This is a genomic window from Mycoplasmopsis synoviae ATCC 25204 (assembly GCF_000969765.1).
GTDB classification, from domain to species: domain Bacteria; phylum Bacillota_I; class Bacilli_A; order Mycoplasmatales; family Metamycoplasmataceae; genus Mycoplasmopsis; species Mycoplasmopsis synoviae.
Genome location: NZ_CP011096.1, coordinates 316,749 through 341,150, shown reverse-complemented (window position 1 = coordinate 341,150; position 24,402 = coordinate 316,749). Strand labels below are relative to the sequence as shown.

15 protein-coding genes and 4 pseudogenes are annotated in these 24,402 nt (G+C 28.9%); 7 read left to right on the top strand and 12 right to left on the bottom strand.

Features of this window, described 5'->3' with window-relative positions; genetic code table 4:
• Nucleotides 1-44 precede the first annotated feature (44 nt).
• The 3 genes and pseudogenes from VY93_RS03855 to VY93_RS04370 all read left to right on the top strand — a co-directional run bounded on the left by VY93_RS03855 (nucleotide 45) and on the right by VY93_RS04370 (nucleotide 2,191).
• On the top strand, nucleotides 45-1,379 hold the full coding sequence (locus tag VY93_RS03855) for a thermonuclease family protein (protein WP_020002738.1): 1,335 nt from the start codon (nucleotides 45-47) through the stop codon (nucleotides 1,377-1,379).
• A gap of 96 nt (nucleotides 1,380-1,475) precedes the next feature.
• Nucleotides 1,476-1,766, top strand: a pseudogene (locus tag VY93_RS04565) (ATP-binding cassette domain-containing protein); the annotation flags it as partial.
• A 290-nt stretch (nucleotides 1,767-2,056) separates the two neighbouring features.
• Nucleotides 2,057-2,191 (top strand): hypothetical protein, encoded by a 135-nt coding sequence (locus tag VY93_RS04370; RefSeq protein WP_020002737.1) that lies wholly within the window; start codon nucleotides 2,057-2,059, stop codon nucleotides 2,189-2,191.
• Between the two features lie 109 nt (nucleotides 2,192-2,300).
• Here VY93_RS04370 and VY93_RS04280 read toward each other — a convergent pair.
• The 3 genes and pseudogenes from VY93_RS04280 to VY93_RS01515 form a co-directional block, all read right to left on the bottom strand.
• Nucleotides 2,301-3,958 (bottom strand): annotated as a pseudogene (locus VY93_RS04280) (IS1634 family transposase).
• A gap of 328 nt (nucleotides 3,959-4,286) precedes the next feature.
• Nucleotides 4,287-5,030, bottom strand: a complete 744-nt coding sequence (locus tag VY93_RS01520) for a phosphotransferase family protein (RefSeq protein WP_011283432.1) — start codon at nucleotides 5,028-5,030, stop codon at nucleotides 4,287-4,289.
• A pseudogene (locus VY93_RS01515) lies at nucleotides 5,030-6,005 on the bottom strand (aspartate--ammonia ligase). Before VY93_RS01515 ends, VY93_RS01520 begins: the two are co-directional and overlap by 1 nt.
• A gap of 247 nt (nucleotides 6,006-6,252) precedes the next feature.
• Between VY93_RS01515 and VY93_RS04225 the strand changes: the two are divergent.
• Entirely contained in the window at nucleotides 6,253-6,432 is a 180-nt protein-coding gene (locus tag VY93_RS04225; protein ID WP_020002741.1) for a hypothetical protein, read from the top strand.
• 1,035 nt (nucleotides 6,433-7,467) lie between these two features.
• Here VY93_RS04225 and VY93_RS01510 read toward each other — a convergent pair.
• A complete protein-coding gene (locus VY93_RS01510) occupies nucleotides 7,468-8,418 on the bottom strand; it encodes a DHH family phosphoesterase (protein WP_020002753.1) in 951 nt (316 codons plus the stop codon).
• Nucleotides 8,405-9,374: pseudogene (locus VY93_RS04620) on the bottom strand (DHH family phosphoesterase). The gene VY93_RS01510 and the pseudogene VY93_RS04620 overlap by 14 nt, the downstream one beginning before the upstream one ends.
• A 1,012-nt stretch (nucleotides 9,375-10,386) precedes the next feature.
• Here VY93_RS04620 and VY93_RS01500 point away from each other — a divergent pair.
• The gene (locus VY93_RS01500; RefSeq protein WP_223211483.1) at nucleotides 10,387-10,563 is read left to right on the top strand and encodes a hypothetical protein; all 177 of its coding nucleotides are present in this window, start codon (nucleotides 10,387-10,389) and stop codon (nucleotides 10,561-10,563) included.
• A 918-nt stretch (nucleotides 10,564-11,481) separates the two neighbouring features.
• Here the strand turns inward: VY93_RS01500 and lpdA are convergent.
• From lpdA to VY93_RS01465, 7 genes are all read right to left on the bottom strand, one after another.
• Entirely contained in the window at nucleotides 11,482-13,350 is a 1,869-nt protein-coding gene (gene lpdA / locus VY93_RS01495; RefSeq protein WP_020002784.1) for a dihydrolipoyl dehydrogenase, read from the bottom strand.
• 1 nt (nucleotide 13,351) lies between these two features.
• Entirely contained in the window at nucleotides 13,352-14,236 is an 885-nt protein-coding gene (locus VY93_RS01490; protein ID WP_020002785.1) for a 2-oxo acid dehydrogenase subunit E2, read from the bottom strand.
• A 10-nt stretch (nucleotides 14,237-14,246) separates the two neighbouring features.
• A complete protein-coding gene (locus tag VY93_RS01485) occupies nucleotides 14,247-15,239 on the bottom strand; it encodes an alpha-ketoacid dehydrogenase subunit beta (RefSeq protein WP_020002786.1) in 993 nt (330 codons plus the stop codon).
• Entirely contained in the window at nucleotides 15,239-16,363 is a 1,125-nt protein-coding gene (pdhA, locus tag VY93_RS01480) for a pyruvate dehydrogenase (acetyl-transferring) E1 component subunit alpha (RefSeq protein ID WP_020002787.1), read from the bottom strand. The genes VY93_RS01485 and pdhA overlap by 1 nt, the downstream gene beginning before the upstream one ends.
• 53 nt (nucleotides 16,364-16,416) lie before the next feature.
• Complete coding sequence (locus VY93_RS01475) at nucleotides 16,417-18,165, bottom strand: GIY-YIG nuclease family protein (RefSeq protein WP_020002788.1); 1,749 nt, start codon at nucleotides 18,163-18,165, stop codon at nucleotides 16,417-16,419.
• A gap of 247 nt (nucleotides 18,166-18,412) precedes the next feature.
• Nucleotides 18,413-19,417, bottom strand: coding sequence for a type I glyceraldehyde-3-phosphate dehydrogenase (gene gap, locus VY93_RS01470; RefSeq protein ID WP_011283362.1), 1,005 nt, complete (start codon nucleotides 19,415-19,417; stop codon nucleotides 18,413-18,415).
• A 122-nt stretch (nucleotides 19,418-19,539) separates the two neighbouring features.
• Nucleotides 19,540-21,963, bottom strand: a complete 2,424-nt coding sequence (locus VY93_RS01465; RefSeq protein ID WP_082071168.1) for a GA module-containing protein — start codon at nucleotides 21,961-21,963, stop codon at nucleotides 19,540-19,542.
• A gap of 902 nt (nucleotides 21,964-22,865) precedes the next feature.
• Here VY93_RS01465 and VY93_RS01460 point away from each other — a divergent pair.
• Both VY93_RS01460 and VY93_RS01455 read left to right on the top strand, forming a co-directional pair.
• Entirely contained in the window at nucleotides 22,866-23,879 is a 1,014-nt protein-coding gene (locus tag VY93_RS01460; protein WP_052717822.1) for a hypothetical protein, read from the top strand.
• 23 nt (nucleotides 23,880-23,902) lie between these two features.
• The gene (locus VY93_RS01455; protein ID WP_223211482.1) at nucleotides 23,903-24,358 is read left to right on the top strand and encodes a hemagglutinin; all 456 of its coding nucleotides are present in this window, start codon (nucleotides 23,903-23,905) and stop codon (nucleotides 24,356-24,358) included.
• Nucleotides 24,359-24,402: the final 44 nt, after the last annotated feature.

Sequence of the window (24,402 nt, the reverse complement as noted above, 5' to 3'; positions counted from 1 at the left end):
TAAAATAGTTATTAGTTTTTAATTTATAATTTACTTATTAAATCATGAAAAAAATAAAAAAAATAGCATTAGTTAGCCCAATTTTAATTCTAACTTCTATTAGCGCTATAAGTTGTGGCAATGCAAATACAGAAAATAATGGTCAAACTACAGCTAGCTTCAAAACTGGAAGTAATAGCGATATTAATTTAACAACTTCTTATAATTATCAACTAGTTTTACCTAAAAGTTTTCAAACACAATATTTATTGAGATTAAATGAAAATTATTATAAAAATAATATTAATAAATTAACTCAAGACAGTATTGATTTTAATTCTAAAGTAAAATCAGCATTAGAATCTGCCTTGGAATCAAAATTCACCAATCAAAATAAAACAAGTTTCACAGGAAATATAACAGTAGAACCAACTGATTATATTTTAATACCTAAAGAAAACATCAAAAATTACCCTCAGGTTTTTAATTTAAAATTTAATAACGATAATTTCCAATTAAAATATATTGGAACTAATAGTAGTTTAGAACTTGGTAATTTAGGTGAAAAAAGAAGTGATGGCGAAACTGTTTCCATAAATTCAGTAAGCAATAAATTGTCAATAATTTATGGACTTTTTTACAACAACTTACCAGTTAATGGTTTTCAAAATATATTTTTATCAATAAACAAACAAAATGTTGTAAATCCAGATTTAAAAACAAAACTAGAAAGCATCACTTCAGTTGATACATCAAAATTTCAAAAAGTAAATATTGATTGAGTCAAACAAGAAGGAAATTATTTTGATGCAAAAATAGTTTCACAACAAGATGGCGATACTTTTACAGTACAACCAGTTAAAGCAACAACAGCATCAAGTATTCCACTTACTACTGATCAAAAAATTAGAATTAGACTTAAAGGAATAGATACTCCTGAAAAAGCTGTTGGTAAAAAAAGCGATTCAATAGTGGCTTCACCATTTGAATATGACTTCGCTTATATGTCAACTAATTTTGGGAAAGCTGCTTTAGTTGATCCAAACAAAACAGTAAGAGTTGCTTTTACCGAAGGTTTAGACGCTTTTGGAAGAATGGTTGGAGATATATTTTTTGGAGATGATTTCCAATATTCATATTCAGTTGAAATCACAAGAGCTGGTTATACTCTTCCATATGGAGATGATGGCTGAAAAGCGCAATTAAACAATCCTAATTCATATTCTAGTTTGGTATATCAAAAAATATCAGATGCCATGTATCAAGCACAAAGTGAAAAAGTTGGATATTATCATTATTTTAAAAATTTCGAAGATATACAAATTAATATATATAGATTAAAAGAGAACTCAAAATGAATTATTTTCACTGATGAAATGTTAAGGGGAAATAAAAAATAAAACATAAAACTATTAAATAAATTATTAAATTACTTAAAAATTAAAAATTTACAAATTCAAGAAAATGATATTGTAGCACTTAAAAAATAGCGTGAAATTTATGACAAACAACACGAAAAAGATATTCCTTCAATTGAGTTAAAAAATCTTAACATTGATTTTGGTGAAACTCTTGCAGTTGATAATGTTAGTTTTAGCATTCCAGAAGGAAAATCAATAACATTACTAGGGCCTAGTGGTTGTGGGAAAACAACAACGCTAAACTCAATAGCTGGACTATTAACACCAACTAGTGGAAAAAATTTTATTTAGAGGAAAAGATGTTGCAAATTTTACTCCTCAAAAAAGAAAGTTAGGATTTGTGTTTTTCAAAACTATGCTCTTTATCACGTAGGAATCAATAATTATTTTTATTTATCTAAATGGATTTGCAGTTTTATATATGTATTTGGAAGAATCTTTCGTCATTATATTAATTATTTATAATAGTCAAATCTATTGATTGTGTTATCTAAAAAACTACATTATGAGGAAAGCAATTTGAACTTAAATGATTAAAAAAATAGTTGCAAGGATTTAAAACTATGAAATAAAGTTTAAAATTAAATTAGGAAGTCTATTAATAAAATATTAATTAGTGTGACAATAACTAATCACACAAATAAAAAGGAGTAAAAATGACAGAAAAAAATAAATCAAATGATCAAAGATCAAATGTAAAGAATAGCAATAACTCTGCATTCAAACACAATGCAGATAATAGATCAAATCAAAAAAATCCAAATCACGCACCGTCAAAAGGTAAAAAGTAATTTAAATAAGTAACCTTAAAGACACTTCCTAACTTTGACACTTTTAAAACTTAAAACTACGAATAACCTTACAATATAGAGCTATTCGTAGTTTTTTATAATACAATTCCTATATAGTAAATTTAATATCTTCATATTTACCAATAGTCTCAATTGGTTTAATTCCAAGAACTTTTAAAATAGTTTTGAAATCTTCAGATTCTTCTGTTTTAATATAAGTATTAATTTCTGGGATAATTGATAATTTTTGATTTTTAATTGCATCAATTATTTTATTTGTAGGCATTGGATAACCACAACAATCAAGAACAAATTCTAAATATCTTTGGATTGTGAGTGCAAGAAAACAAATTAAAAAATGCCCTTTAATTGTATTTTCTCTCGAAAGAAAAATAGGTCTTAGTTCAAAGTTTGTTTTCATTACTCTAAAACTTTCTTCGATTTTTCAAAGTTTTGAATATTGCTTAATAATTTCCTTTTCATCCATATCTTCATGAGATGTTAAAATTCCGTAAAAACAATCTGCAGCTTCATCTTTTAAAATGGCTTGATGATCTAATTCAACTTCGTTATCTGCAAATTTTAAATACTTCTTACCACCTTTTTTCATTTCTGATTTTATAGCTGATAAATTGAGTAATTTTTCAGCTTTTTTAATGAGTCTTTCACGATCTTTTTTATCTTTTCTTTGTCTCTTTCTTGAGAAAGTTAAAATGAGTTTATTATCAATTTCATAGAAGGTATTATTTGATTTAAAAAACTCTTTGTGATCTTGTTTTTTCACACCAAATTCTTCATAGATCATTTTGTATGTTTCAAGATCATAAATTCCTTCGATTTTATTTTCTTTACCTTTGATTTTGTAAGCCATAATGTAGTCATATCCTGCTTCTTTTATGGCTAATAAGTTATTTTTTGAGTTTAATCCTCTATCTGCAACAATAGTGATTTTCTCTATACCTAAATCCTTTTTTATATTCTCTAAAACAGGTTTTAAAGTTAAGAAATCAGATGTGTTTCTAGGAAATAAATCGTAATAAATTGGTATTCCCATATCATCAATCAAAAGACCTAACACTACTTGTGTTTGGTTAACTTTATTATCTTTTGAAAAGCCGAATTTTCTAAGTTCGTCCGGTAAAAAACTTTCAAAATAAACAGTTGTTACATCATAAAAACAAAAAGTTAAATTTCTATTGATTTTTTCTACAAATTGTTCATTTAAATAGCTTAAAATTTCTACTTTTTTATCTTGTAAAAACTCAAGAGATCGATAAACATCTTTTAAACTATCATTAAATTCGTATCAATATTTTTTAATTTTTTCAACTGAACTTCGTTTAGATGATGGTTCTAAAATTCTTGTTAAAATCAGTATTTTTGTAATTGATGCTAGGTCATATTTTAATCTACTATTTTTCTTTTGTAAATCAGTTAAGAAAATTGGTAATTCAAGATAATTCATAATTTCTTCATAAACTAAATTTCCATAACCTTTGATTTGTGTCCCTTTAAATTTGTCCAATTTCAACGAATTCATAATCTGTAAAATTTGTTCATTTCTATCTTTTTGTTTTTTATTTTTCTTTGAACTGACAGATTCTTTTAATTCTTCAATAAAGTTTGGATTATCTTTTGTAAGATCTTCTAATTTTCCTAGAAACTTAACTTCTCTTATTTTGGGTTTTTAACTTCTTTGTCTCAATATGATTCCACAATTCTTACATATTGCGTTTTATTCTTTTTAATGATTTGTACTGATGCCATAATTTGTCCTTTTTACTATATATGTAAGAAAAAAAGAAAAAATTCTTAATATATAAAATATATTAAGAAATTCAAAAAGTCTCAAAAATAATAAAAGTGTCAAAGTTAGGAAAAGTTAACACATATTTAGATGTTGATAACGAAAACGAAGAACAAGAAGAAAAATTATACGAAGATAAATACAGTTGATTTTAAATAGTTGATGTCTAAAGAAAACTAAAATTTTATTATTGACAATTTATTTTTAGAAATTTTTATTTCAATTTTCAATTAGTAATTAACAAAAAAATAAAAACCAAATGGCTTTTTTCTTTTATATTTTTTAAAACTAACTAAAGTTTTGTGCTTTTCTTTGTTGAAATTTTTCTTCAGCTTTAAGCATTTTCTCAATATATGGTTTATCGTCAAAATGTTTTACTTTTTGTGCATTTACTCATAATATAATTAAATAAAAAATAACTACTTTATGCTGAAGAAGATATTCCTCTGAATAATTACCATAAGTTTTTAATAATAATTCTTCTTGTCTTTGATCTAAATGTCCTGCACAAATAAAAAAAGCTAAATCAAAGTGTTTATCGCCCATTGTAGCATATTCTCAATCTACAAAATAAATCTTATCATCTTTACCTCAGATAAGATTACTTTGGTAAATATCATTATGTAGAGGTGTTGATTTGTCCATATTTGATAAAACTAAATTGACTTTATTATAAAAATCATTAACTTCTTTTATATTAATATTTTTTTCGCTTAATATTTTTAAATAATTTTTAATTCTTTGAGCTATGTTATTTTTTGGGAATTCACATTTTGAATCATGTAATTTTTTGAAATTTATAGCAATTTTTTTAATGTTTTCATCTGTTAAAACTAATGGTTTTGATTCTATCCATTTTCAAACTGTTTGTTCGTGATTATGTGATATTAATTCAGGAACAAAATCTAAATTTCTTAATTCATCTAAATTAAGTTGATGATTCATTCCGTTATAAGTTTTTTCTTGTATAAATAAATCACCTTGTTTGTATGAAGTATTTGTATAACCAACTGAAATCTTTTCTTTTTGCATTATAATAATTTTATTTTATTTTCCTTTTCGTATTTTTTGTTTTCTTCATCTCATGAAGATACTTGAACTTCTCCTATATGTTTTTTTCTAATAAAAACATAGACAATCTACTTTGTCCAATTCCACCACCGATTGTATATGGAAGACTTCTAGCTAATATATCATGATGATATTGACCCATTTTACTATCTGAAATTTCTAGATAGCTTTTTGTTTTAATAAACTCTCTTCATCAACTCTAATTCCCATCGAATATACTTCAAGAGATTTATCATTTACATGATCATAAAAAATTAAATCACCATTTAAATTTCAATCATCATAATCAAAGGCACCAGCGGATTGTGGCTTTTGATCTTTTAAATTACAACCAACTTTATAAACAAAAACAGCTCTATGAATTTTTGCAATTTCATCTTCTCTTTTTGAAGCATCTAAATTTGAATAAAGTTTATAAAGTTCACCTGAAGAAATAAAAAATACTTTCTGTGGTAGTTTGTCTTCTAGGTTATATTTTTTATTTATGAAAGTTTGAGTCTTTTTAATAGCATTATAAATTTTGTTAACTGTTTTTTTAAGAAATGTTAAATTTCTATCTTGATAATTAATTACTAATTCTCAATCTCATTGATCTACATAATAAGAATGCTTATAATCTAGTGTTTCTTCTCTTCTAATTGCATTCATATCAGTATATAAACCTTGATATAAATCAAAATTATATTTTTTTAGCGCTATTCTTTTTCATTTAGCTAATGAATGAATTATTTCGTGTACTTTATCTGTATTTTTTGGTGTAAATTCAACTGGTTTTTCTCCATTTAATCCATCATTAACCTGACTTTGTTTTTCTACAAATAAAGGAGCTGAAACTCTTATTAAATTTAAACTTTTAGCTAAATTTTTAGCAAATTCTATTTTTAAATCATGAATTGCAAATTGTGTTGTTTTAACATCTAATTTTGTTTTGTACATACTTTTAATAAAAAAAGCTATTTTTTCCAAATAGCTCTCCCACATTGTAACTTCCAAGTTACCACTCTCAAAAAAATTTTAATATTTTTTTGAGAGTTTTTTTTATTAAAAACTCACTACAAAAAGAAAGAAAAATGCTCTCAAGAGAGCATTCATATATAACCATTAAAAATTATAGACGAATTTCTTATGATATTCGTGAAAAATAGAATTCTTGTTACAAAACTTTAACTTTTCTCTTAGAAAAATGGCTAAAGATCTCGAAATTTGTCATTCTTCATTGATTAAAGAAATTAGAAAAACTCAAGTGAATATGGATATGATGCAAAGCTTGCTAGAAAATCATGACATTAGAATTGGCTGAAAAACCACTTTAAACTTAAATCTGAAATTTATAAATTTAAAGAATTTGAAGAAAAATTCTTAAAAATTTATAACTCAAAGAAATGACAGTTGAAAGCACTGCGGATTTTATCAAGCGTAACTATAACATTAAATGTCCTTCAATTAAAACGATTTACAATTAAATTAATTCAAAAATTTGAAAAATAAATCGCAAAAATTTACTTAGAAGCAATTATGTATTTGGCGACAAAAGGCAAAAATCTCTCCAAGAGTGGCTTGCTTAAAAACGCTAAGTTAAGCCTTTTAAAATAGCTCAAAGAAAAAAATTGGCCACTAGGAAGCAAATTTAATCGTTGGTAAAAGAGGAGCTAAAGCTCATTTACTAGTTTTCCAAAAAAGACTCACCAGATTTGTTTTAATTAAAAAAATAATGACTAAAAATCCATAAAACATTAATCTAGAACTTTGAAATTTAGTTAAAGGCTATTGAGTTTAATGTTAAATATATTACCATAGATCAAGGCTTAAAATTTAACTTAATTTTCTATATAGGATATAGGTTAAAAATTTATATTTATAAAGCTCATCCTCATGCTTCACATCAAAAAGTAACTACCTAAAATATCAATAAATACATTCGAAGATATTTCAAAAAAAGCACTAACTTTGAAAAAATTGATGACCTTTAAATTTGAAAAGTTTAAAACATATTAAATCTAACTTGAAGAAAATTTCTAAAAAATTGAGAGCATCCAAACGAAATGTTTCATGAATATAATTGAAACAAATATTTATAAAATCCAATTCTTAAAGATATGCCACTATATACCAGAGCTAAAGGATTTGTACCAAGAAACAAAATTCACAAATACTCAAAAAAGAAAAAATAATAACTAATAAAAAATAAAAGCCAACTTTTTAAAAATCGGCAATTTTATTAAATTGTAAGCGATAACTTGCACTTTACAATATGGGAAGCTATTTTCCCAAATAGCTATTTTTTCTTTCTTTTTTTAAATAAAAAAGCTATTTTAAAAATAAAAAATCCAAATTATTTTTTTGATTTAATAAATTATTTAAAAAATTGCTTTCTTATTTCTCTAATAATACTAAATATTTAAATTTCTTTTTGTAATCTTTTCAAAAAATCATCAACTTTTGAAAAATCTTCTAATACGCACCCACATGCTCTTTGGTGACCCCCACCATTAAAATCTACGCACGCATTTCTAACAATTGGTCCATTGGATCTAGCTTCAACTCTTATTTTATTGTCATCTCTTTCTAAAAATTGAACTCAAATTGGATAATTTTCAATATTAGAAATTAAATTTACTTTAACTCCATTATCAGCATTTTTTGAAAATTTTGCCATTTGTTCTTTTGTTGTTTTTATATAAACTATATTTTGATATGTTTTTATATTTGCTAATAAAGTTGCGTTGTAATTTAAATCCTTAAAATTAACTTTACTTAAATTTTTTAATAATTTATCAGCGTTAAAATTGGTTTCATAAAGCTTAGAAACTATAAAAAAGGTTCTACTAGATGTATTTGAAAATAAAAATCTTCCTGAATCAGTATTAATTCCTAAATATAAATATTCAGCTGCTGTTTGTGAAATTTTTCAATTTTCTAAAATAGCCATATGCGCTATCATTTCGTCAGCAGCTACATAACTTGAATCAACCCATCTAGTACATTTATCAAGATCATCTTCATTAGGATGATGATCAATTCTTAGCGTTTCTTTAAAAAGATTTAAATCTAAAAGGTTTCTATTTTCGATTCTTTCTTTATAGTTAGCATCTACTATTATTGCTAATGAATTTTTCATTATTTCAGGAGTTATTTTTTCATTATCCATTTGAAAGTCTAAAAAACTAAAATTATTTTTTGAATCACCTACGCAATAAACTTTTTTATTTGGAAAATTATCTTTTATTAAGGTTTTTAAACCAAATTGAGATCCAAGACAATCGCCATCTGGCTGAATGTGATGAAAAATCACGATTGAATCGTAATTTTTAATTTTTTCAAGGGCAATTTTATGATTATTTACTTGCATTTTCAAATTTTAAAATCTCCTCATTTAACTCATCTAAAAGAACTGGAATTTCTTCAACTGAATTTAAAGTAACGCCAGCTGCGTTTTCATGCCCGCCCCCATTGTAACGCTTGGCAATTTCATTTACTAATGGACCGCTTGATCTAATTCTTTTTCCTATTTTTTTATCTTCTAGTTGAATAAATAAAACTCAAATTAAATTATCTTCAATATTAGCCATTTCGTTTACAAACATTGCAATTTCAAATGAATTCATTTGAAATTTTTCTTGAGTTTTTAAGTCAACATAATAATATAAAACTCTTTTTTCTTTTTTAAAATTAGAAAGTAAATGTCTGACAAATTTTAATTGCTTAAAACTTCTTTTTGCCATTTGTTTTAATATATAGTCAGGATGAAATCCATTTTCCATTAAATAAGCAACTAATTTATATGTTTGCTTAAAAGTTGCTGGATATAAAAATCTTTCTGAATCAGTATTAATTCCTAGATAAATATAGCCTGAAGCTTTTTTAGTGATTTTTCATTTTGCATCATAGGCTAATTTAGCTATCATTTCAGCTGCTGCTACATAATCTGATTCAACTCAAAGATAATCATATTTAATATCTAAATCATTTGGATGATGATCAATTCTTAGCTTGGCTGTTGTTTTATTTTCATATAAAATATGAGCATTTTCAATTCTATCAACACTTGATGCATCATTAATTATGGCTAGTGAATTTTGTAGTCAATTTCGCTTTCATTATCAAATTTAAAATCCATAAAATTAAAGCTATTGTAATTATTTCCAATACAATAAACTTTTTTATTTGGATAGTTAGTATTAATTAATTCGGCTAATCCAAATTGTGAACCAAGACAATCCCCATCTGGTCTATATGATGCAAAATGATAATGTTTTGGTATTTTTCAATTGCTTCTAGTGCTATTTTTGTTGATCCTATTTTCATTAAATTCCTTTTATTTTTATTGCAAAAGCTTCTTGAAAATCTTTTGCCGTAAATTGATTTGTTTTATTTTTTATTTTTGATAAAAAATCTGAATATAAATTTGTTTTTTTATTTATATCATCTGTTATTTCTTGCGAAAGTTTATCTGAAAAAGTTTGGCTAAAAACTTCGTTTTTATAAAAATTTAAATCATTTTTAAAAATTATTTTTTATAATTAAGATAAATAATTATTAAAAGCATTATTTAAATTTATAATTTCTTAATTGCTATTTTGGTTTTTATTAATTAAAATTAAATTATCAGCAATTGCTATTGAATCTGTTAAATTTTTTTGATTTTGAGAAACTAATCCCCAAATGATTTGATAAGGCTCTAAAAGAGATAAATCATCATTTTTTAAATTAGGATTATTTTTAAAATTTTTAATTAAAAAATCGCATAAAGCTATTATAGCGCTAATTGTAGCTTTAAGTTGTTTGTATACATTATCACTAAAAGCTTCTTGATTTTTTAGACTTTCTTGATTTAAATTATTTTGATTTTCAAAAAAATTACCTAAAGCAATAACAATATATTTATATTTTGCTTCATTTTGATTTTTGAGATTTTGATAATAATTTTTTAATAATTGAAACTCTTTTTGATAATCGTTATAATTTGAAAAAAACTATTGATCCCATAACCACAAAACACACTAAAAGCTGGTAATAATAAAGTTAAATTGCAAAAAAGTATTTTAGTTCTTTTTTTATTGTAACTTATTATATAAAAATAAAATAAAAAAGTTGGCCTTATTGCCAACTTCCCACATTGTAACTTCCAAGTTACCACTCCCAAAAAAATATTAAAATTTTTTTGGGAGTTTTTTTATTAAAAACTCACTACAAAAAGAAAGAAAAATGCTACCTTGATAGCATTCATATATAAGCTTAAAAATTATAAACGAATTTCTTATGATATTCGTCAAAAATAAAATTTTTGTTACAAAACTTTAACTTTTCTCTTAAAAAAATGGCTAAAAATCTCGGTATTAGTCATGTTTCTTTAATAAAAGAAATTAAAAATAATTCAAGTGAATATGGTTATGATGCCAAGCTTGCTCAAAAAAACATGACATTAGAATTGCTAAAAAACATTTTTAACTTAAATTTGAAATTTATAAATTTAAAGCTTTGGAAAATTTCTTAAAAATTTATAACGCCAAAGAAATGACAGTTGAAAGCACTCTGGAATTTATCAAGCTAACTATAGCATTAAATGCCTTCAATTAAAACGATTTACAATTAAATTAATTCAAAAATTTCAAAAATAAATCCCAAAAATTTACTTAGAAGCAATTATGTATTTGGCGGCAAAAGGCAAAAATCTCTCCAAGAGCGGCTTGCTTGAAAACGCTGAGTTAGGCCTTTTAAAATCAAATTAAGAAAAAAATTGGCCACTGGGAAGCAAATTTAATCAAAGGCAAAAGAGCAACTAAGGCTCATTTACTAGTTTTGCAAGAAAGACTCACCAGATTTGTTTTAATTAAAAAAATAATGACTAAAAATCTATGAAACATTAATCTATAACTTTGAAATTTAGTTAAAGGCTATTGAGCTTAATGTCAAATATATTACCATAGATCAAGGCTTAGAATTTAACTTAATTTTTTATATAGGATATAGATTAAAAATTTATATTTAAAAAGCTCATCCTTATGCTTCACATCAAAAAGTAACTACCTAAAATATCAACGAATACATTTGAAGATATTTCAAAAAAAGCACTAACTTTGAAAAAATTGATGACCTTGAAATTTGAAAAGTTTAAAACATATTAAATCTCACTTGAAGAAAATTTCTAAAAATTAAGAGCAGCCAAACGAAATGTTTCATGAATATAATTGAAACAAATATTTATGAAATTAATTCCTAAAGATATGCCTCTATACACCAGAGCTAAAGGATTTGTACCAAGAAACAAAATTCACAAATACTCAAAAAAGAAAAAATAATAACTAATAAAAAATAAAATCCGATTTTAAAAATCGGTAATTTTATTAAATTGTAAGTGGTAACTTGCACTTTACAATATGGGAAAAATTAGCGGTGCTAATTTTTTTTAAAATTATTTTTTCATGGCAGCAAGTGTCAGAGTTAAACTAGCTGAACGTGCAGCTTCTCATATCATTTCATTGTAAGTAGGGTGTGGGTGAATTGTGTGAGCGATTTCATGAACGCTTATTTCGTTTTCCATTGCCATTGCAACTTCGGCGATATAATCGGTTACATTTTCTCCAACCATTCAAGCGCCTAGAATTTCACCAAATTCTTTATCTACAACTAATTTTACAAGTCCTTTGGTTTTATTTGATGCTATAGCTTTTCCAAGGTTTGCAAAAGAATATTTTGCAGTCATAACGTTTCTTCCTTGAGCTTTAGCTTCAGCTTCGGTCATACCTATAAAAGCTATCTCAGGGCTGGTGTAAACACATCCAGGCACAGCTTTTGGATGATATGATCCTTTTTGTTTATCTCCTAAAATGTGAAATACAGCAACAAGCGCGTGAGCGTAGGCTACGTGAGCTAGCATTTTTTGGTTTGTCACGTCACCAATTGCATAAACTCCTGCAACATTGGTTCTTTGGAGTGAGTCTACTAAAACTTCGCCTCTTTCACCTAGTTTTACTCCTACTTCAGCAGCGTTAATTGCATTAGCGCTTCTTCCAATAGCGGTCAGAACCACATCTTGTTTAAGAGATAGAGTTTTTGAGTCTACTTCAACTTTTAAAGTTTTTTTCTCGTAGCCTAAAGTATTAGCGTTAAGTAGAACTTCAACGCCCATTCCTTCTAGCATTTCTTTAGCTAATTTTGAAACATCGCTATCCATTCCTGGTAGCAGAACTGGGCCGTTTTGAACAACGGTAACTTTTGATCCAGCTTTTGCAAAAACGTTAGCGAATTCTATTCCTATAACTCCACCACCAACGATGGTTACTTTTTTAGGAAGTTTTTTGTCAAAATTAATTGCTTCTTCTGATGTTAGAATTTCTCCGCTTTTATATCCTGATTTAAATCCTGGAACTTTTAATAGCTTATTAGCAGTAGAACCGGTAGCTAAAATCACGTTTTTAGCTTCGTAAACTTTACCGTTAACTTCTAAAGCTCTAGCTCCTACAAATTTAGCTTCACCAAAAACTGAAGTAACTTTAGACATTTTCATTAGCATTTCAACTGATGAAGAAATCTTTTTAACAACGTCAGCTTTTCTTTGGTGCATTTTAACTCATGATTTACTAAAATCTATTTTAGCTTTTTCAGCTACGATTCCGTAATCTGCAGCGTGCTCTAGATATGATATAACATCGGCTGATTTTAGCAGAGTTTTAGTAGGAATACATCCGGTATTTAGACATACTCCTCCTCAGTATTTTTTCTCTACTATTAAAGTTTTTAGCCCAGCTTTACCAGCTTCTTCAGCAGCTAGATATCCACCAGGACCTGATCCTACAACGATAACGTCGTAGCTTTCGTCCACTTTACCGGTGTATTTTTTACCTTCGTCAAAGGTTTTATCTTCTGCAGAAGGCGCAGGCGCAGCTGATGACTTAACTTCTTCTGCCTTAGGAGCAGGTTGACCTGAAAACATTTTTGAAAAGTCAATTAAATCATTATTTACTTTAACTTCTCCAACAACGCTAGCAGCTTCTTCTTTAGCTTCCGCTTTAGGCGCTGGCGCTTCAGCGACAGGCGCGTCACCTTTACCATCGTCAAATACGAAAATATCTTGACCTACGTGGATGGTATCACCTTGTGCCATTTTAATGGCAGTAACTGTACCAGAAACTGGCGAAGGTATATCAGAAGTTACTTTATCAGTTTCAACTGAAAAAAGATTATCACCTTCTTTTACTTGTTGACCTACTTTAACGTAAATCTCAGCGACCACACCTTCGTGTAGCCCTTCTCCTATATCAGCAAATTTAAATGTATACATCTTAATATACTCCCAATAATTCTGGACTTTCTAATAATTGTTTTACTCTTGAAGCAAATCTTCCAACGTCAGCTCCATCGATTCATCTATGGTCAGCTGCTACTGTTAGATACATAACTTTCCCAGCTACTAGTGTTCCTTTTTCAACAAAGGCCTCATCTTGAATAGCTCCAACTCCTAAAATAGCTAATTCAGGGTAATTTATAACTGGAACTCCTCATAGAGATCCAACTGATCCATAGTTAGTAACGGTAAAGCCAGCGTTTTTCATATCGTCTGGCTTAATGGTTTTATTTCTAGCAGCGCTAGCTAGTCTTGAAACTTCTCTAGCTAGATCTAGCACTGATAAAGCATTAGCATTTTTAATAACTGGAACCATTAGTCCAGCTTCGGTATCTACTGCAAAACCTAAATTAATAACTCCGGGAAAATCTAGAGTTGATTTAGCTTCATTATATTTAGCGCTAAATAATGGAAATTCTTTTAAAGCAACTGAAACTGCTTTTAAAATAAAAGGTAAAAAGGTAATTTTAACGTCTTCTGATTTAAGAAGTGAATCTTTAATAGATGATCTTAAATCTCATAATTTAGTCATATTTACTCTATGAACTAAATTAGTATAAGCCACGTTGCTTCATGAATTGGTCATGGCTTTTGCGATTGCTTTTCTAATAGGTTTTACTGCTTCTGAATAAGCTCCAACTTGAGGTGCAGCAGTTGCGCTAGCTGAAGCAGCTACAGGTTGAGTTGCGGCGGCAGCAGGAGAAAAGTTTTTAACGTCTTCATATAAAACTTTTCCATCAAATCCGCTACCTTTAACTTGAGAAATATCTACTCCAAGTTTAGCAGCTAGTGCACGAGCAATAGGTGTTGATTTTACTTGCATATTTTCCTTCCTAAAATTTAAATGAAGTAACTTCTTTAACTTTATCTACGATTTTATCAGCAGATATAGCGTGATATACTTCCCCTTTAGCTAGTGGCACGGTAATATCATATCCGGTTAGTCTTGCTAGAGGAGCTTTTAAGTATTCAAAAGCTCTTTCGTTAACTGCTGCCATAAGTTCTGAAGATACCGAAAAGCTTCTAACAGCTTCATGAACTACAAGAAGTCTTCCAGTTTTTTTCACAGATTCAACTACAGTAGGTAAATCTAACGGCTTAATGGTTCTTAAATCGATTAGCTCTACTGAAACGCTATCTCCTAGTTTTTGCACGGCTTCAATAGCAGCATGCACTTGCGCTCCATAGGTAACTAGAGTAAGGTCGGTTCCTTGTTTTAAAACGTTAGCTTTTCCGATTTCTACGGTATATTCTCCGGCTGGAATTTCTTGCTTACCTGCACGGTAGATTTTTTTAGGTTCTAAAAATACGACAGGATCTGGATCGTTAACTGCAGCCAATAGCAATCCTTTAGTATCGTAAGGAAAGGCTGGCATAACTACTTTAATCCCTGGAATGTGAGCAAATAAAGCTTCGATAGCTTCAGAGTGATGCTCTAGCGCTCTAACTCCTCCACCCATTGGCATTCTTAAAACTAGTGGCGAAGTGAATCTTCCTCTTGAACGGTTTCTAATTCTTGCAGCGTGAGTAAACATTTGTTGGAAAGAAGCGTATGAAAACCCTTGGAATTGCATTTCGATAATTGGATGAAGCCCTGCCATAGCAGCTCCGACTGCAACTCCGGCAATAGCAGCTTCGGCAATAGGAGTGTCAAATACTCTTTCTGGTCCAAATTCAGCTTGTAGTCCTTGTGTTGCTCTAAAAACTCCACCTTCAAATCCTGCATCTTCTCCAAATAAAACAGTTTTTGGATCTTTACGCATTGCAGTAAATAAAGCGTCGTTTAATGCTTCGATGTTATTAACTGTTATTTTTTTATCAGACATTATTTCCCTCCGTGAGCTTTAAAGAAGTCTAAAGCTTCTTGTTTTTGTTCTTTTAATTCTGGAGTTAATTCTGCGTATGTGTAATCGAAGACTTCATCTAAAGTAGCTTCGTTTAATTTAACAGATTCTTCATAGGTTTTTTTAGCAACTTCAAGAGAATCAGCTCAGATTTTTTCAATTTCTTTTTTGGTAAGAAGCTTTCTATCAAGAAGGTATTTTTCAATACGGTGCATTGGTTCTCATACTTCTTGTTCTTTCTCTTCAGTTTCTGTTCTATAAACTCTAGGGTTATCTGATGTAGTATGTGGGCCTTGTCTTCAAGTTACAAATTCCACTAAAACAGGACGAGATTCTTTTCTTGCAAATTCAACAGCTTCTTTTATAACGTCATAGCTAGCTAATAGATCGTTTCCATCTACTACCACTCCTGGAACAGCAGCTGCCACTGCTTTAGCGGCAATAGTTGATGAAATACTTTCTAAATGATTTGGTGTTGAAATTGCTCATTGGTTGTTATTAACGCAAAATACAGCAGGTCAGCTTCTAACTGAAGCAAAGTTCATTCCTTCGTAGAATTCTCCTTCGGCGGTACCACCATTACCTATAAAGCAAAGTGCAACTCCACCGGTTTTATTTTGCTTTAAAGCAAAAGCAACTCCGGCTGCTTGTGAAATTTGAGTTCCTATAACGATATTAATAGGAGTAACATTAACTCCTTCAGGAATTTTTGAACCTCTTTCGTTACCGTTTCAATATAACATTTGATTTACCATCGGTACGCCTAAAGCAAGCATGGTAGCGTTAGATCTAAAGGCTGGTAGGAATCAATCTTTTTTCTTGTCAAGAGCAAATGCGGTAGCAACTTGCAGAGCTTCTTCTCCTAAGTTAGGAGCAAAGGTAAGCATTCTTCCTTGTCTTTGTAGTTGAAGCATGTAAGTATCTTGTTGACGAGATAAAACCATTCATTTGTAACCTTCAACTAATTGTTTGTCGGTTAATTGTGGTTTATATTTTTTGTCAATTAAATTACCGTTAACATCTAAAACACGAATTAATTTAGATGGGTCAGTCATTACGACATCTTTACCATCTTTATCAACTAGATATTTGTATTTTGTTGACATTTTTTACCTTTCAATAAATAATAATTAAGTAAATATATTTTACTAAAATATGATTATTTTCTGGCGATAATATCCAGGTTTTCTTTTATTTTTTGAGCAATTGATTTATTGGTTACTTTTTGCAGCTCTTCAAAGCTGGCATTATAGATATTTGCAAAGGTTCCAAAATGCTTTAAGAGCTTTTCTTCGGTCTTATACGAAATTCCTTTGATTTGAATAAGCCGTGACTTAAACGTTAAATTTATTTGATTTTTTTGCATTCTTTTTTTGGCAAATAAATCAACTTCTTCTTGAATTTTTGATAAAAATAAAAAACTCTCACTTGAAATTTTAATAATTTCATCTTTAGAATTAATCATTAAATTTGTTTTATGATTTTTATCTTTTACAAGGCCGAAAAGCTTTATTTCCAAATTAGCACTAAAGTCTTTGTTGAAGTCTAAAATTGCTTTTTGGGCAAATTTTATTTGCATAGAAGAACCGTCTAATATAAAAATATCATCTTTGGTTATAAATAAATGATTTCTTTTTAGATATTTATAAACGCTATGATACATATATTCAATATCAGATTTAATTTTTAATTCTTTTTGCTCTTTTTCATGATTAAAAGAAGCATATAGATGCGGATTTTTTTCCGCTTTGGTATAGCAAATGCAACTTCCAATCGGGCTTGAATTATTAAAATGAGAATTATCAAAAATAAATATCGAATTGAGCTTATCTAAAAATAATTCAGAGGCTAAATTTTTTCATAAATTAAGCTTGTGTTGCTCCAAAATTATTTTTTGATTTAGATATGATTCATAACCGCTGTTGTTATTTTCATTAGCTAGCTTGATTAAATCGTGATTTATTCCTTTTTGAGGAAATATTATTTTAGATTTAAAATCTAAATCTAGATTTAAATCTTTGTATTTATAGTCAAGAATTATATTATCTGGAAGAGCTTTGTTTTTGTAAAATTCTTTTAAAAAATTAGAAATTATATTTTCTAAAGAATCATAATTTTCAATTATTTTTCTTTGGAAAATGTTTTGAACTCCATAAATATAAAGCATATAAAAAATAGCAATAGATTCATTTTTTTCTTCAAATGAAAATACGTCATAGTTTTTATATTTAGAAATTTCAATTATTTGTTTTTCTTTGAATTGACTGATAAATTCTAGCGCTTTTTGATATTCAATTGCAGCTTCAAAATTTAAATTATCAGCGGCTGCTAGCATTTTTTCTTTTAATAAATTATTAAAGTCATTGTTTTTAAATTTTAAAATTTCTTTTAAGGTGTTAAATTTTTCAATTCAATACATTTTTGGCTTGTCTTTTATCAAAAGCCCTTGATTATATAAAAAGATTCTTTGCAAAATTTTTACAAATTTAAATAAATGACTTTGTGGATATGGCCCATAGTAGATATTAAATTCACTATTTTTACTAACTCTATAAGTTTGTTTTATTTCTAGGCTATCTTTAATCTTAATATTTAAATAAGGATATTGCTTATCATCAAGAAGCATTATGTTATATTTTGGCCGATATTGATCGATATATTTTTTTTCTAAAATAAGCGCAGCTTTAGGAGAATCGGCTATAAAATAGTCAAAAGAATATATATTTTCAAACATGGCATATGTTTTAAAGGAATTTATATTTCCTTTAAAATATGAATTCATTCGATTATGTAAATTATTAGCTTTACCGACATAAATTACATTATCAAATTGATCTTTTCATAAATATGTTCCTGGTTTTTTTGGAACATTTTTAAGTAAAGATAATAGCTCTTGTTTTTTATCCATTAGTTAAATTTTAATTTAAATTATTATATTGTTTTATAATTATTTATATAAAAATTATTTATATAAAAATATTATGAAAAATCTTAATTGTAAATGTAAAACTTGCAATTGTAAAGATTGCAAGTGTGAAAAAACTTGTTCTTGCTAGAGTTTTTTCTTAGATAAAGCCCGCGCGGCTTTTTTTTATACAAAAAAACAACAAACTAAATTCAAAAGAAAAAAAGTTTGTTATTTTTTTGATTTTTAATTATAAAGAAACGAAGTATTCTAAAACTCTAACTAATTGCGATACGTATGACATTTCGTTATCGTATCATGCGAATAGTTTGTATAATCTTCCGTCTTTTGATTCAACAAAGTTTGTTAGTTTTGAATCAAAAACTGATCCGTAGTGAGAGTTAACGATATCTGATGATACTATTTCATCGGTTTCAAATTTAAATGATTCATTAGCAGCTTTTTTAAAGGCAGCGTTAAGCTCTTCTACAGAAGGAGATTTTTCAAGTCTAACGCTTAAATCTACTAAAGATCCAGTTAAGGTTGGAACTCTAATAGCAATACCATCTAAAACGTTAGATGCTTGAGGAACTACAAGGCCAATTGCTTTTGCAGCTCCAGTTGAAGTAGGAACGATATTTTCAGCAGCAGCACGCGCTCTTCTTAAATCTTTATGTGGAGCATCTTGAAGTTTTTGATCAGCAGTATATGAGTGAACGGTTGTCATATATCCTGATTTTAGACCGAATTCTTCAACTAAAACTTTTACCACAGGCGCAAGGCAGTTTGTAGTACATGATGCAGCAGAAATCACGGTATCACTACTTTTTAGAGTTTTATGGTTTACGTTATAAACCACAGTAGGAAGATCGCTTCCTGCTGGCGCTGAAATTAAAACTTTTTTAGCTCCGGCTTCTAAATGCTTAGATGCAAGGTCTTTCTTAGTGAAAAATCCAGTTGATTCAACTACTAAATCTACTCCTAGATCTTTTCATGGTAAATTTGATGGATCTTTTTCAGCAAAAACTTTAATTTCTTTTCCATTAACTCATAGTGAGCTATCTTTTTCTTCTACTGAAAATTGTAATTTTTTGAAAGCTGTATCGTATTTTAGCAGGTGAGCTAGAGTTTTAGCATCAGTTAAATCATTAACTGCTACCACTTCTACTTTGTCTGTAAGGCTTGTTTCTAGCATTCTACGTAATACTAGACGACCAATTCTACCAAAACCATTAATAGCTATTTTCTTTTTCATATTATCCTTAAAACATTAAATATTTGAATAAATTTTATTTACCGTAATTATAAAACAAAAAAGCCAAAAATAGTTGGCTTTTTTGTAAAACATTTTAGGGCATGTTTTTGGTTTTATTATTATTAAGTTGTACTTGGTGGTGTTTGTTCTGTAGATCCAGATGAATCTGAATTACTATATCCAGCTGGTTGTAATCTTGCTTCTTGAGTTTGACTTCCTCCAGTAGCTTCTTCTGCAGGAGGAGTTACTACTGGTGCTGTAAATACGCTTAAAGGTTTAACAAATTTAGTTAAAGGAATTCTAATTAAGAAAGTATTTAATCATCCATTGCTTGCTATTGCAGTAACTGCAAAGTATACTGCTTCAGTATCACCTTTTATTTGTTGTAAGAATACGTTGTTACCGTTTAAATCGTCTAAAGTTCCTGGTCTAAGCTCTCTTGTGTTTTGAACTTTAGTTATAGTAACTCCGTTTATTGAATTTGTTACAAATGCAGCTGGAAATTTAGGGTCAAATTTGTTAACGTAGTTAATTACAGACTGCATTAAAGGATTTACTAGTCTTTTAGTAAATAGCAGTCCTCTAAATGCGGTGTTAAATGCACCTGTAACATTTGAAGTACCATTAATTAAAGTATTAGCTGCAGTACCTACTGCAGGAACTGCTTGATCTAAAACAATAGCAGGTCCTGTATAGTTTAGGTAAACATTAACATCTTTAATGGTTTTAGCATGGTCAGCTGTATTTGCACCATTTGGCGTTGCTGAAGGTGATGACCCTTGAGTTTGAAACACATTTACTTCAGGATTTGAATCTTTGTATAAAACTCTTATAGTAAGAGTTACGCTAGTAGCTGAATCTTGTGCTAAAGCATATCCTTCCTTAGCTGCCAGATTGAAAGTAACTTTTGGGGTTAAATAAACTTTATTAGAACCTTTATTAGAAAATTCAACTTCATCTCAAGTGATAGTAGGAGTTGATAAAACCATATTCTTGAATTTATCTTTTCCTAATTTTCTTGTTAGCTGATCTGCTACAAGACTTAGTTTATCTTGGTTAGCTGCAAATCAATCTTCTAGTTTTTTTTGATTTGCTTCTTTGTGAGTTGCTTTACCTTTTTCTTCACCATCTGCTTCATAACCTTGCACTACTATTTTAGGCATAAACCCGTCTCAGTATAGTGTACGATCAGCGTCAACTTTATAGTAAGCAGTTTTGGTTGTAGGGTTATCACCGTTAAGTGCATCAGTAGCTGCTTTTAAAGTATCGTTTAATGATTTTAGATAAGATGCTGTTGATGCTAAATCAGCTGATGGAGCTGCTAGTTGAGTTTCTGCTTCTGCTGCAGCTTCTTCTTCACCTTCTGCTTCTCCTGACATTGCAACTCTAACTGTAGCTGATGCTGCGGCTGATGTTCCTCCTCCACTTCCATCTCCGCTTCCACTTTCTGTTGGAGCTGTTGTAGCAGCTGCTTGAGCTGGAGCTATTACGAAGTTTTGTAGTTTGAATTCTGATTTTTCTCTAGCTTTGGTTCAAGCTCTAGGGTTTGGTAAAGCGCCTCCTTCTGGAGCAGGAATCATAATTGATTGAGCTGTTCATTGGAATGCAGGAAACACTGATGAAGCTTTAAGTAGCGCTGCATCGAAATCTGCTTTGTTATCTGCATCATAGTAGTTTCTTGGGTAGTCCACTTGCATTACAAGACCTTTAGAAACTAGATCTTGAAGTGATGTTAGAGAATCTTTTAATGATGTTAGGTTTTCTAACATTGTTGTAGCTTCAGTTGCGTGATCTTTAGTTAAAGCATCAACTTGTTTTTCTAGTTCAGTTTTTAAAGCTGTATTAACAAGAGATTCAAGTTCTGTAACTTTAGCTGCAGCGCTAGTTTTTGTTTTTTGGAAGTCAAGATCTGGTTTAACTGCTGCAACTGCTGCATCTAGAGCTGTTTTTGCAGATTCTAATGTAGCTTTTGTTGTGTCTAAATTACTTGAAGCATCTAGGTTTTTAAGTTTTGAATCTTCTGTTAGAAAACCAGCTGCTGCTGTGTATTTTTCTTCTAAAGTAGTTTTATGAGTAGTATCTGTTACTTTTGAGTATTCAGCATCTTCTTTAACTTCCTTAGCTTTAGTAACCGATCCGCTTAATGCTTTTACAGCTGAAACAAGAGCGTCTGCTTTAGTTTTTAAATCTCTGGCTTCAGCTTCTGTTGTAGTTGCTTCAACTTGTCTTTTTAATGCTTCTTTAACTGAATCTGATAATTCTGCTGAAGCATCAATAGCGGTTTTAGCTTCTGTTTTAGCAGCCTCTACAGGGTCAACTGTACCACCTCCTGGGTTTCCTGGATTTGGGTTTTGAGGATTATCAGTACCTGGATTTCCTGGAGTACCTGGATTTCCTGGATTTGGGTTTTGAGGATTATCAGTATTTGGGTTTCCAGGTGTTGGTTCAGGTGCTGGAGTTTGATCACCACATGAAATTGCTATAACAGCAGGAGCAATGGCCACTGCACTAGCTGCTAATAGTAATTTAATTTTTTTATTTTTCATAAATAAATCCTTTTATTTTACGCATCAAAATTCGATTAAGGGTCTATATTTTTGTGTTTTGAATTTTTTGAATAATGCGTTAAATTAAAATAACTTTCTTTAATAATTTACTTAATTTCTTAATAATTATACAACATTAATTTTTTTAAGCAAGAAATTAACGTAGTTAATTAACTTTTTAGCGCCAATTTATAAGTGAATTAACTAAATTTGTACGTGTAAATTTTAGCAAAAATAAATTAATATTTTTTAATTATTTAAAAACATTATAAGTATTTTTTATTTTTAAATAATTTATTTTTTGTGTTTTTGAATTGTTTATTTTTTCTCTTAAATAAATTTTTAATAAAAATGAAAATTTAAAACTTTTTTATTTAAAGTTTTTATAGCTGTTTTTCAAGACTTTTAAATCAAAAAAATTAAAAAAACAAAAACAAAAACAAAAACCTGAAAATTTAAAGCAAAAAAAACAAAATATTTTTAAAAGGAATAATTCAACACTTAAATTTTTGAAAATAAATTAAGATCTAAATATTTTCACTATTAAATTGTGATCATTATTTTATTTTTAATATCAATTTATAAAGTTATTAACGTTAACAAATTTAAATTTAATGGTAATTCTTTTAGAGACTAAATTAACGCTTTAAGGCAAGCTATTAAAAAATACATTCAAAGCTTTGATCCAAAATTTAAAACAAGTAAAACCTCAGGATACCAAGCTTGAGTTTCATGACTTAAAGTTGAAGGAAGCATTTTAAAACAAGAACAAATTAGATGAGGTAATAATATATTCTTACAACATATAAATCTTTGCATTGTAAATATAAAATTTTCAATAACTAATAGAAAGCTTTGCTAGTAACAATATAAAAACTATTAATTTATACTGAGACGGGTTTATGCCTAAAATTGTAGTTGAAGGCTATCAACCAGCAGGCCATGGAAATAATAAAGATACTAACGAAACTGCAAATAAAACAAAACTAGAAGCTTGATTTGCAGCAAATCAAGACAAATTTACTTTAGTAGCTGACCAATTAACAAGAAAATTAGGTTCTGATAAATTTAAAAACGTTAAGCTTACATATAGAAGCATTACATGAACAGATTTTACTGTAGCTGGAGTAACCCGTTGAAATCCTACCGTTAAATTTAGCGTAGAAGCTAATGAAGGTTATACGTTAGATACTAACTCTACAAGAGAGATTGATCTTGTAGTTAGAGTGCTATATGAAAGCGCAGAAGCCAACGCTGCTAATGTCTTTACACATGAAGGAGCTTCATCTTCAGCAGCGCCAGGTAATACAAAGACACCAAATGATCCTAAGGTTATAAAAAACGTTAATGTGTATCTTAACTACACCGGGCCAAATATTGAGTTAGATGCAGAGCTGCCACAAGTAGGAAATCAGAATAATACTTCAATTAACGGAACCTCAAATGTAACAGGTGACTTTAACACTAAATTCAAAAAATTATTAGTAAACGTAGTAAGGGGGGGTCACGCTGAATCTTCATTATTCCAAGCAATAATTAACTACGTTAATAAATTTGACCCTAAATTTAGAGCTCAATTTGTAACAAATTCAATAAACGGAGTTACTATAACTAAAGTTCAAAACACAAAAGAGCTAAGACCTGGAACTTTAGACGATTTAGTAAAAAATAGGAACAACGTATTCTTACAACAAATAAAAGGTGATAAAGAAGCAGTGTATTTTGCAGTAACTGCAATAGCAAGCAATAATTGATTAAATACCTTCCTAATTAGAATTCCTTTGACTAAATTTGTTAGACCTTTAACTGAATTCAGGCCTACAACTCCTACAAACACTTCTAGCGATACTCAACAACAAGGAACTGAACAAACTGGTGAAACTCAAGGTTCACAACCAGCAGGACAAATCCAATAATAAAACCAAAAACATGCCTCAAAATGTTACTAATATACTGAGACGGGTTTATGCCTAAAATTGTGCTTGAAGGTTTTGATTCAACATGAGGTAGAAATTCAGACAACCAAGATAAAATTAGAGCTTGATTTGGTGATGCAGCAAACTGAGTAGGACTATCAGATCAACTAACTAAAAAGCTTGGAGCAGAAACATTTAAAAACGTAAAGTTAACTTATAAAGAAGTTACCTTTAGTACTAATGCTGTTAAAACTCCAACTGTAACATTTACAGTTGAAGCACAAGATGGATACACTCTTGATAATTCAGCAAATGAAATTAGCCTTGTTGTTAGAGTCTTATATAACCGTGGAAGTGAAAACGTAATTCAACTTCCTAGACAAGGAGCTTCATCTTCAGCAGCACCTAGAGGAGCTACCGTTAATGATGCTAACGTAAAAGCAAAAGTTAATGTGTATTTAAACTACACCGACATTTAATTAAGTTTAAAAAATAAATTTAGTTTTATTTTTAACTTAATTTT